The sequence below is a fragment of the Dysgonomonas sp. 37-18 genome, from assembly GCF_001899125.1.
GTDB lineage: Bacteria > Bacteroidota > Bacteroidia > Bacteroidales > Dysgonomonadaceae > Dysgonomonas.
The window spans coordinates 137,300-148,212 of sequence record NZ_MKVC01000017.1 but is presented as its reverse complement, the minus strand read 5'-3'; the positions used below and the strand labels follow the sequence as shown (position 1 = coordinate 148,212).

The 10,913-nt window shown below is 36.6% G+C and carries 9 protein-coding genes and 1 pseudogene; 2 read left to right on the top strand and 8 right to left on the bottom strand.

The window, feature by feature from the left end; translation table 11 throughout:
• Together BGO84_RS06895 and BGO84_RS06890 are read left to right on the top strand one after the other, a co-directional pair.
• A partial coding sequence (locus tag BGO84_RS06895) for a transketolase C-terminal domain-containing protein (RefSeq protein WP_291028604.1) occupies window positions 1-462 on the top strand: 462 nt, incomplete at its 5' end.
• A gap of 104 nt (window positions 463-566) precedes the next feature.
• On the top strand, window positions 567-2,930 hold the full coding sequence (locus tag BGO84_RS06890) for a glycoside hydrolase family 127 protein (RefSeq protein ID WP_291028603.1): 2,364 nt from the start codon (window positions 567-569) through the stop codon (window positions 2,928-2,930).
• A gap of 96 nt (window positions 2,931-3,026) precedes the next feature.
• Here the strand turns inward: BGO84_RS06890 and BGO84_RS06885 are convergent, their stop codons facing one another.
• The 8 genes and pseudogenes from BGO84_RS06885 to BGO84_RS06855 all read right to left on the bottom strand — a co-directional run bounded on the left by BGO84_RS06885 (window position 3,027) and on the right by BGO84_RS06855 (window position 10,912).
• The gene (locus BGO84_RS06885) at window positions 3,027-3,728 is read right to left on the bottom strand and encodes an NUDIX domain-containing protein (RefSeq protein WP_135104255.1); all 702 of its coding nucleotides are present in this window, start codon (window positions 3,726-3,728) and stop codon (window positions 3,027-3,029) included.
• 223 nt (window positions 3,729-3,951) lie between these two features.
• A complete protein-coding gene (locus BGO84_RS18735; RefSeq protein WP_366246695.1) occupies window positions 3,952-4,482 on the bottom strand; it encodes an alpha/beta hydrolase-fold protein in 531 nt (176 codons plus the stop codon).
• Window positions 4,483-4,827 carry a hypothetical protein gene (locus BGO84_RS18730; RefSeq protein ID WP_366246694.1) on the bottom strand — a complete coding sequence of 115 codons (345 nt, stop codon included), beginning with the start codon at window positions 4,825-4,827 and terminating at the stop codon, window positions 4,483-4,485.
• Window positions 4,824-5,978, bottom strand: coding sequence for an alpha/beta hydrolase-fold protein (locus BGO84_RS06875; RefSeq protein WP_291028602.1), 1,155 nt, complete (start codon window positions 5,976-5,978; stop codon window positions 4,824-4,826). The genes BGO84_RS18730 and BGO84_RS06875 overlap by 4 nt, the downstream gene beginning before the upstream one ends.
• A gap of 20 nt (window positions 5,979-5,998) precedes the next feature.
• On the bottom strand, window positions 5,999-7,282 hold the full coding sequence (locus BGO84_RS06870; protein WP_291028601.1) for a glycosyl hydrolase family 8: 1,284 nt from the start codon (window positions 7,280-7,282) through the stop codon (window positions 5,999-6,001).
• 40 nt (window positions 7,283-7,322) lie between these two features.
• Window positions 7,323-8,096 (bottom strand): annotated as a pseudogene (locus tag BGO84_RS06865) (sialate O-acetylesterase); the annotation flags it as partial.
• Window positions 8,097-8,201: 105 nt separating this feature from the next.
• Complete coding sequence (locus BGO84_RS06860; protein WP_291028599.1) at window positions 8,202-9,557, bottom strand: glycoside hydrolase family 43 protein; 1,356 nt, start codon at window positions 9,555-9,557, stop codon at window positions 8,202-8,204.
• Between the two features lie 20 nt (window positions 9,558-9,577).
• A complete protein-coding gene (locus BGO84_RS06855; RefSeq protein WP_291028598.1) occupies window positions 9,578-10,912 on the bottom strand; it encodes a glycoside hydrolase family 43 protein in 1,335 nt (444 codons plus the stop codon).
• Window position 10,913 lies beyond the last annotated feature (1 nt).

The window sequence follows — 10,913 nt, the reverse complement described above, 5'->3', positions numbered from 1 at the left end:
CCGACAGGACTGATTTTCTCCCGTCAGAACATCAACGACCTGCCGGCAAAAGAAAACCGATATACAGAAGCTCTTCAAGCAGAGAAAGGAGCATATATAGTGGAGGAAGACGCGAACTATGACATCATCCTGCTGGCTTCCGGATCGGAAGTATCGACACTCGTTGACGGGGCAAAACTACTGAAAGAAGACGGCATAAAAACACGTATTGTTTCCGTTCCATCAGAGGGAGTATTCCGCACACAAAGTAAAGAATACCAGGAAAGCGTATTGCCGAAGGACAAGAAAAAGTTCGGATTGACTGCCGGGCTGCCCGTCACATTACTAGGGCTCGTTGGCGACAATGGCAAAATTTGGGGTATGAACTCTTTCGGGTTTTCCGCTCCTTACAAAGTACTCGACGAAAAACTAGGCTTTACACCTGATAATGTATATAAACAGGTCAAAGAATATCTGAAGTAATATAAAAAACAAAGCTGATATACAGAATGGTTCGTTAACCAACCAGAAGTATATCAGCGTGTCTATTTTTAATAGTATTATTTATAGAAATTAAATCAATATCAATGAAGAAATTATTTACAACAATATTCTCTTTCGTTTGCGTCATTCACCTTTGTGCTCAGGAAACTACTCCTAAGATCAAATATTTTGATCTGAAAGACATAACGTTATTGGATAGTCCTTTCAAAAGGGCACAGGATCTTGATAAGAAATATCTTTTAGATTTAGATGCAGATAGACTTTTAGCACCATTCTTAAGAGAAGCTGGATTGCAGAAAAAGGCAGAGAGTTACACGAATTGGGAGAATACGGGTCTTGACGGACATATCGGAGGGCATTATGTTTCGGCTCTTGCTTTGATGTATGCTTCTACAGGAGATGAACAGATAAAAAATCGTCTTGACTATATGATAAGTGAATTGAAACGATGTCAGGATGAAAATGGTAATGGATACATTGGAGGTGTTCCCGGCGGAAAGGCTATTTGGGAAGAAATAGCCAAAGGTGATATTCGAGCCTCTGGTTTTGGGTTAAATAACAGGTGGGTTCCTCTCTACAACATTCATAAGACTTATGCAGGCTTACGTGATGCCTACCTTATTGCAGGGAATGAGACAGCAAAGGATATGTTGATTAAAATGACAGACTGGGCTATAAAACTAGTATCAAATTTGTCTGAAGAGCAAATACAAGATATGCTGCGCAGCGAACACGGAGGGCTAAACGAAACTTTTGCAGATGTTGCCGTAATAACGCAAAATGAAAAATATTTGAAATTAGCTCATCAGTTTTCTCACCAATTAATACTAAACCCATTATTAGCTCATGAAGATAAACTAACAGGATTACATGCCAATACGCAAATACCTAAAGTTTTAGGTTTTAAACGTATTGCTGATATAGAAGGGAATGAATCTTGGTCGGAGGCCTCCCGTTTCTTTTGGGAAACTGTAGTAGAGCATCGCTCGGTATGTATAGGTGGAAATAGTGTAAGAGAACACTTCCACCCAACAAATGATTTTTCGAGTATGATAACAAGTAATGAAGGTCCCGAGACTTGTAATACATACAATATGCTCCGTCTATCTAAAATGTTTTATCAAACATCCTTAGACAAAAAATATATTGATTATTACGAAAAAGCATTATATAATCATATCCTTTCAAGTCAAAATCCTCAAACCGGAGGCTTAGTTTATTTCACACAAATGCGCCCCGGACATTATCGTGTATATTCGCAGCCTCAAACCAGTATGTGGTGTTGTGTTGGATCTGGAATAGAGAGCCATGCAAAATATGGAGAAATGATTTATGCACACACAAGTGATGATTTATATGTAAACCTATTCATTCCTTCTTCATTAAACTGGAAAGAAAAAAATGTTGAGATCGTTCAGGATAATAAATTCCCTGACGAATCAAGAACAGAAATCACTGTAAATCCTAAGAAAAAAAGTGAATTTACAGTGTATGTACGATACCCATCATGGGTAGAAAAAGGAACAATGAAAATTAGGCTGAATGGAAAAACATATGCTGGAGTTCTAAAGAATGGTTATATTGCAATAAAAAGAACTTGGCAAAAAGGAGATCGCATAAGCGTAGAATTACCGATGACTATTGTTGCGGAGCAACTTCCTGACAAATCAAATTACTATTCATTTCGATATGGACCAATTGTTCTTGCTGCGAAAACAGGACAGGAAGATATGACCGGTTTGTTTGCTGATGATAGCCGTGGTGGACATATAGCACACGGAACTTTTCTGCCTTTGTCCGAAATGCCTCTATTGGTTAGCGATAAAGAAGATATTACTTCTAAAATTAAACCTGTACCAGGTAAGCCTCTGACTTTCAAATTGAGTAGTCTTTATTCAACCAAATATCCGTCAGAATTGGAATTTGTTCCTTTTTTCAGACTGCATGAGTCTCGCTATATTATATATTTGCCCCAAACAACAACTGAAGGATTGGCTAGTTTGCATGAACAAATAAAACGCGAGGAACAAGAACGTATAAAACTGGATTCTAAAACCATAGATAAGGTAGCTTGTGGAGAACAACAACCAGAGTCAGATCACTTTATACAATTCGAAGAATCGAATGCAGGATCATTCGAGAACATTCACTGGCGGGAAGCAAAAGGTTGGTTTAGTTATCAAATGAGAAACAAAGACAAGAAAGTCAAAGTTCTATATGTCAAATATCTGGCTTCTGATAAACCAAGTATTTATGAAATTTCGGTCAATGGGGAGAAACTTCAAAATCTAAGTATAGATAATAAGCCTGAATCGGGAATCCAATTTATACTATTAGATATTCCTCTAAGCGAGACGACAAAAGAGATATTAGATATTAAATTTACGGCAAACAAAGAACATACAACACCGAAAATCATAGAAGTTAGATTATTAGAAGATAAATAGCTGTTTAGTGTTACCTTGCATATTAAAGTAAAAAAGAACCAAGACTAGCTGCGTCTTGGTTCTTTTTATAATAACATTAATGGTATACACCAAATATTAATCAACATAAGAAAAAAAGGAATACCCTTTTTTCAATAATTCATCATATTTTTCTTTGTTGAATTTGTAGTAAAAAGCACCTCGCTTCGAAGTTGATTTATCTTTATCCTGTTGCTTTTCCAAAACATTCATTTCCAGCATCTTCTTTCTGAAATTACGTTTATCTAATTTTGTTTGATAGATTGCTTCATAAAGGGATTGCAATTGAGGTAAAGTAAATTTTTCAGGTAATAAATTGAAACCGATAGGCTGAGTCGCAGCTTTTCGTCTAAGTATCACTAATGTATCTGATAACATCTGGTTATGGTCGAAAACTAATTCTCCAACTTTATCCACTTCTTCCCATCTGGCATTGTGGACCTTACAAAGTTTATCATCGAACAATTCCAGATCAATCAATGCATAATATGCGATAGACACAACTCGTTCTCCTTCATCACGATTAATATCGCCATATACACCAACCTCTTCCATATATACGTTCTGAATACCTGTATATTCATAAACAACACGAGAGATTGTTTCATTAAGATGTTCATTCGAACGCAAAAATCCACCCATGAGTGTATCATGACCTTCTAATGGGTTAAATTTTCGCTTCGAAATAAGTAAGTACATTTTATCATCTTTAAAACCAAGTATTATACAGTCGACGGATATATAGAATTTTTCTTGCTCTTTATAGAATGATGGTGTCATCTCAATTTATTTAAATTAAAAACAAACAATAGAGTGTATAATAAACACTTATTACATGCAAATATACCATCTTTTTTATAATTATTTATCCGACTCGTATTCAATATATAATATTGCGTCATCAGACAAAACTATGAATATACAACAACTAGAATAAAGACACAGATAGTTAAACACTTAACTACGATCTATATTATATTCTCTAATAAGTAAAACTTGTTTATTATTGAAATATTCGTCTGACAAAATTATACAAGCTATTCTTCCATACATCAAAATCGTGCCCTCCGGGTGTAATGTAATAGATATGCTCGACTCCATTCTTATTAAGTGTGTTATTATATACTTCTGGCCATTCTTTTACGACATCATCATTGCTTCCTTTTACTATCATTATCAAAGTCGATTTCTTATACTTTAAAGGCACAGTAAGCGTTTCTTGTATAAAAAGACCTTTCTCTACATCATAAGGCAGAACACCTACTGCAGGAGTGAATGCTCCGATATATGCAAATTCATCAATCATTTCTATTCCAATATGGAGAGCAGAACGACCTCCCATGGATAAACCTGCTACAGCACGATTATCTCGTCCGGAAAGTACCGGATAATTTTTCTCTATATATGGCAACAGGTCATTTTTAAGGTCATTCAAAAAATTATCATATTCCTTAAAATGTTGGACAGAGTAAAACTCCGGGGCAACTTTCACACTATCATGCCTGGCTTTGATATTGGGAATAACAACTATCATTTATTTAGATTTTCCCTCATGGAGTAAGTTCGATATAATTTGATCCGGATTGCCGCCAAACCAATCATTCTCATTTCCTCCCAAACCATGAAGAAGATATAAGGTCGGGTATTTCTTATTCTTATCATAATTTGGCGGTAAAATTATTTTAGCGGGCCTATTGCTATTGGTTGTCTTCGAAAAATAGCTGACATCGTTAACTACGCCATACTTTACATCCGGTTTGTGTTGATCAAAGCCAATAGGTATATCATAATTCTTATCTACAAATGATTTCACCTTAGATGTAGTACAACTTACCAATAAAATCAGAGATATACTGAATAGAAAAAACAGCTTTTTCATTGTTTTTGTTTGAATATTAGAGGTAAAAATTGATTAAGGCATCGTCTCCAAGTAAGCCACTCATGATGAGTTCCTGGAGATTCGTAATATGTATTATTTATCCCATTTTCCTTTAAGAAATCACTGATACGTTTGCTACCCATTCCCTCTTCTGAACCCATACCTAAGAAAAGAGTATGTACTTTTTTGTTGAAAACATCAGGCTGCGCAAAAACTCCGTTGTAGGCTTTCTTTAGATTGTCTTCTTTCAAAAAGAAAAGAGCACCACTAAAAGCTCCTATATGCGAAAACCTATCTATATTATTCAATGTAGTCTCAAATGTCTGATGTCCTCCCCACGATAAACCAGCCATGGCTCTGTTATCTCTATCCGAAAGTGTCCGAAAATTTGAGTCAATATAGGGTATAATATCATTTATAAGTATTGGGGTAAATAATGCTCCAAACTCCTTCTGAGATTCTCCTTTTTTAGTTCCATGTATATATCCACAATTACCATAATCCATTACAACAATCATCGGAACACACTTCTTTTCACTTATCTGGTTATCTAAAATAAAAGCCATTTTTCCTTGTCTGCTCCAGCCGGTTTCGTCTTCGCCCATACCGTGCTGAAGATACAGCACAGGATAGCGTTTTGTAGGATTTGTTTCATATTCGGCAGGCGTATATACAAAACATCTACGTTGCTTCTCCTCTACTTTCGAGAAATAATAACATTCTCTAACTTGTCCATGAGGAATATCTTTTTGATACGAATAATAAGCAGATTCTGCTTTAGATTCCGGGATTTCTATACCGCTCGCCATTCTTCCACAACCAAAAAATGTCTGGCTAGCGGGATCTACTACAGATACTCCATCTATCAATAAGAAGTAGTAATGAAATCCTACCACCAATGGGTCGGTTGTTACTTCCCACATACCGGCTGCATTTTTTGTCATCGGATATTTTTTCCCGCAGATATCAACTTGCATGCTTTGCGCAGAAGGAGCTTGGATGCGGAATGTAGCACTTAAATCGCTATTCACTATAGGATATTGACCTTCAGGAATATTGTACTCAGACGAAATACCTCCCTCTAAATCTTGTGCTGTAGCTTTAGAGGCAATAGACAGAACTAAAATAAACAGCAAAATACAGTTTTTCATAATAATTAGATATTTAATAGTTAGGACGGAAATATTATTTTATAGTTTCCACTTAAATGCATAAAGGCAAACAAATACAATAGTCCATCATAGTATGCATCGAAAAATCCATCTTCGTATGGCTTATGTTCAGAATTCCAAATATGATGAACAAATTCACTCCGCTTAGGATAAGTAGACATTGTAGTTGCTGCAGCACTTGTAGCAACTAATCCTAAGGAGTGTCTTAAATCCTTTTTATAGTTACCTGCCGGTAATGTATCAGAAACCATTCCTCCATCAATCGTATACTGGTCTACAAATGTTTCCAACCCTTGAGAGTATAAGAAACTTTGTATCTTAGTGCCATAGTCTTGTTGCCATTCTTTGTCTGCGCAACTCCACGAATAATCTAATGCTATATTCAGAGGGACTCTCCATGAATCAAATCGAAAATCTTCACCTACAATACCATATTCAGTGCGAAATGGCCTTCCGTCATAATATGAATAATCAGGAGTTAAGCCTGTTACAGGATGTACAGCCTTATGCAGATAGCCTCGGCTAGAGCGAGCACATTCTTTCCAATATTCAGAACGTCCATCCTCTGCCCATTTAGCCCAAACTTCATAGAATACAGGAATGTGATACGATGGATCGGTAAACAGAGCGGCTCCTCTGAAAGGCACAAAAGTAATCAGTTTGTGCTCTGCATCGATAAGATTAGTCACTCCTTCCTTTCCTCCACCCTTATTCATCGAACAGTTAAGTATATTCTGAGCTTCTTTCAAATAATCAATTCCTTCATCATTTCCCCAAAGATTAGATGCAAATATCAAAGAAGTAATATAATAGAGCTCTCCATCAGACGCCGGTCCTTTTGCATTAGGCGTTCCATCAGTTTTGCAGCTCCATGCGAAATAACCTTCAAAAGGTCCATCTTGATGTTGCATATTCTTTTTGCTCCAACGCCATAAACGATCAAAAATATCCTTCTTGTTCAGTTGTACGGCAATCATCATTCCATAAGACATTCCTTCTGTCCGCACATCATGATTTTTGACATCTGATATGTAAGCCATTGAATCTCCTACTTCAAAGTAAATCTTATTCGGACCGAAAAAGAGATTTTGAAATATTCCCTGTAATTTCCCATCAACCTGTTCTTTAGAGTATCCTACTTCAGTAAAAAGATTTCTATATTTCTGCGATTCAAAAGCTCCTGTCTCCCATGGAGTGACTTCGATATGTTTATTATGATTACACGATATCAAAGAAAACAAGAAAAGTACCGTGAATAATAATTTACAATAATATTTTTCCATAAGTACACTTTAATTACTTCTTTAATGAACTTCCGTTATACAATTGCAACATTTTCTCAGCATACCTAGTTCCTAAAGTTCGATATCCGGCAGCACTAAAATGCAATCGGTCTTTAACCCCTTCGCATCCTTTTGAAGAAATGACATGGGCATTTGGTATAACGTTTGGTAAAGTATTTATTATTAAATTCATGTTTGCGCATGCACCATATTGTTCTTCATCTAATAGTTCTCCGGCTAGTAAGGGGGTTGAATTCGGCTCAAGATTCAGATCTTTTAGTATATTGTCATATACTTTTCTGACTTTTTCCGGCCAATCAGTCTCTCCGTTATTAGATTCACCTTGATGAAGTAATATTCCTTTAATCACACCACCCTGACTTTGAGCCAGCTTAGCCATTTCTATCAATCGGGCATAAGGATTGCCATCATATTCATTAACCATATTTTTGAGCCATTCTGGAGATTGGTCTACATAAGATTGAAAATTTTCTTTATCAAAGAGTTCTATTCTACAACCTCCTACCGCAACATTGATTACACCAACCTTCGTATCTAACGGAAGATTTGCAACCATAGTTCTTCCAAAATAATCAGCCGGACTAAGTCCTGTATGACATCGTGCTAATGGTGAAATAGCTTTATACCAGTTCCCCTTAAAACGTCCCAGTTCAGGACAATCAACGGTCTGCAACATCATAAAACGACCATCTATATCAATAGTATCTTGTACTTCAATCTTCGCATGCCCCTCCATGTTGGATTGCCCAAAACATAAAAAAACATGAAATTTTTCCTGAGCCACAATAGACATATTAAGTGACATAAAAAACAATACAATAAAAAGAATATTTTTTTTCATATAAATGCATATTTAATAGTAAAATCTAAAGATATAATTGATTATAAAAGCATTATATCATTCAGCAAACCTCCAATAATCAAAGTACATGACATCAGTATTCTGAGGCCCTTTGAAAACGAAATATAGATCATGAACACCTGTTATCTTAGGGATATCAATCGAAACTAACTTCCACCTGTCACTGCCTCCGGTACGTGGGACCTTTATTGTACCGAGTAAAGCCCCATCTAGTTTATCTTGACGAATTTCAAATGTAACATTGGCATTATGAGTAGTTCCTATTCGCGCAAAAAACTTAGAAGCTCCTTGGTTTTGGAAATCAACATCTCTAACTTTTATATATGCCCCATCCTTTTTTGCGGTCACAAAGACTCCAACCTGTTTATTTTGAGATGCCTTTATACCTTCAGACCATGCAATTGTTTCGGCTTCTGTTTTTCGATAAGGATTGAGAGTACCTATTCCTTGCTTAATTCCTTCTGTCATTTTCAATTGAGGGATAGAACCATCTGCATTAAACGTCATTTCCTCGACACAAACAGACCTTGTAAAACCGCTTCCACCGGGCAGTGCTCCATTATGATAGAAAAAGTAAGTTTTCCCTTTAAAATCAATCACTCCGGGATGGTTTGTAAAAGATTTACCTTCTGTAGGCATAACAATACCACCATATTTCCATGGTCCTATAGGGCTTTTACTTGTCGAATATCCTATAAATTCGGGTAAAGGTCCTCCCGGCCAAAATAAATAATAAAGATTATTACGCTTATATAACCATGGTCCTTCCTCATATGAAGTTGGTCTCTCCGGATTATTTTCTCTTTTGCCGAATGATTCTGCAACCATCGGAACACGGACTACATCGCCCGAATAAGAGATCATATCTTCATTTAACTTAACATAGTACAACTTGGGATTTCCCCAGTAAAGATAAGCCTGACCATCATCATCAATGAATACTGTAGGGTCGATATCACCCCATTCTGTTTGTACCAAAGGTTCACCAAGAGCATCATAAAAAGGACCATACGGACTATCAGCCACTGCAACACCTATTGCCCCCCTATTATTTATTCCGGATATAACAGGTACATACATATAAAATTTCCCATCACGCTCGATACATTGAGGAGCCCAAGCATCACCTTTAGCCCATTCGAAGTCTGTATATTTCAGAATTACACCATGATCTGTCCAGTTAACCATGTCATCTGTAGAATACAACTTCCAATCATTCATTGTAAACCATGTAGAGTTATCCTCATCATGAGTTGTATAAACATATAATCTGTCATTATACACCATTGGAGCCGGATCGGCTGTATACATCGTTTGTATAATCGGATTCTGTGATTGCAATAATGTTGGCATAAATATTGCCAACATTATTAAGTATATTTTCTCTTTCATATTTTTTTCGGATTCTAATTTCATTTAAATTCCCAATAATCAAGGAAGAACAAGTTATTTCTCTGAGAGGTGCTTCTAAAGCAGAAATAAAGGTCATGCACCCCCTTAGCACCATTTACTGCACACGACATCAACTTAAACCTATCCATTGCACCCGAACGAGTTACTTCTAATGTACCGATCAAAGGACCACTGGTACTGTCTAGACGAATATCGATATAACCACCATTTACATTACATGCTGCAAGCACTGAAAATTCTTTTGCTCCTTTACCAAAATCAACTCCACGAACACACAATGATTCATTATCATCTATTCCGGTAAGACAAATTCTGCCATCAGGCATCTTTTCCGTTTTCAAACCATATCCCCAAGCCATAGTTTCGGCTTCCACTCTGCGATACGGATTAAATAATTCAATTTGCTCTAATACATTCTCTGTCCAATATGGAACTTCCTGAATAGTTCCATCCGCATTATAATGCATTTTTGCTGCCATAGACGACCTACGCTCATGATGTTTAAAGGTTTCGAGGTGCATTAAATCGTAACTCAACCCAAACACATAAGAACTACCCTTATAATCAATTACACCGGGATGGTTTCCTCTTGTACGCTGAGTTGGTTTCATTATGTATCCTTTAGTTGTCCACGGGCCTGTAGGTTTGTCGCTCATGGCATACCCTAATCCTTCGGGACAACAAGTAGCGGCAAAAGCCATATAATAATGTCCATTCCGTTTATATACCCATGGTCCTTCCTGATAATGTTCAGGATTCTTATCTAATTTCACAATATTTCCAGAATAAGAAATCATATCTTCATTCAGCTTCACATAATAAACATTCGGGTTCCCCCAATACATATATGCCTGTCCATCATCGTCTATAAGAACTGTGGGATCTATATCCTCCCAATGTTCTTTTTGCCAGACAAGTGGTTTGTTTATAGGATCTTTAAATGGCCCATAAGGAGAATCAGAGACTAAAACGCCAATACCTTGCCCATGTATCGGACAATACATATAGAATTTACCGTTTCGTTCAACAACTTGTTGAGCCCAAGCTCCATTATCCTTTGTAACCCAACTAAAACTTTTTAATGATGCAACAGTCCCATGATCTGTCCAGTTTACCATATCCGTAGAGGTATAAAGCAACCAGTCGAGCATTTTAAATCCCTGAGAATCGTCCTCGTCATGGGTGGTATAAAGGAATACGGTATCGTTATATACCATTGGAGCCGGATCAGCTGTATATCTTGTCTGTATAAGTGGGTACTGTGCTTTAATTTGTGATAAATTAATAACAAAAAGACACACAAAACAGCTTAAAAGAGTTAATCTTATATTCATA

Coding starts and splice junctions, on each gene's coding strand:
- BGO84_RS06890 (WP_291028603.1), top strand. CDS start 567: ATGAAGAAATTATTTACAACAATATTCTCTTTCGTTTGCGTCATTCAC.
- BGO84_RS06885 (WP_135104255.1), bottom strand. CDS start 3,728: ATGACACCATCATTCTATAAAGAGCAAGAAAAATTCTATATATCCGTC.
- BGO84_RS18735 (WP_366246695.1), bottom strand. CDS start 4,482: ATGATAGTTGTTATTCCCAATATCAAAGCCAGGCATGATAGTGTGAAA.
- BGO84_RS18730 (WP_366246694.1), bottom strand. CDS start 4,827: ATGAAAAAGCTGTTTTTTCTATTCAGTATATCTCTGATTTTATTGGTA.
- BGO84_RS06875 (WP_291028602.1), bottom strand. CDS start 5,978: ATGAAAAACTGTATTTTGCTGTTTATTTTAGTTCTGTCTATTGCCTCT.
- BGO84_RS06870 (WP_291028601.1), bottom strand. CDS start 7,282: ATGGAAAAATATTATTGTAAATTATTATTCACGGTACTTTTCTTGTTT.
- BGO84_RS06860 (WP_291028599.1), bottom strand. CDS start 9,557: ATGAAAGAGAAAATATACTTAATAATGTTGGCAATATTTATGCCAACA.
- BGO84_RS06855 (WP_291028598.1), bottom strand. CDS start 10,912: ATGAATATAAGATTAACTCTTTTAAGCTGTTTTGTGTGTCTTTTTGTT.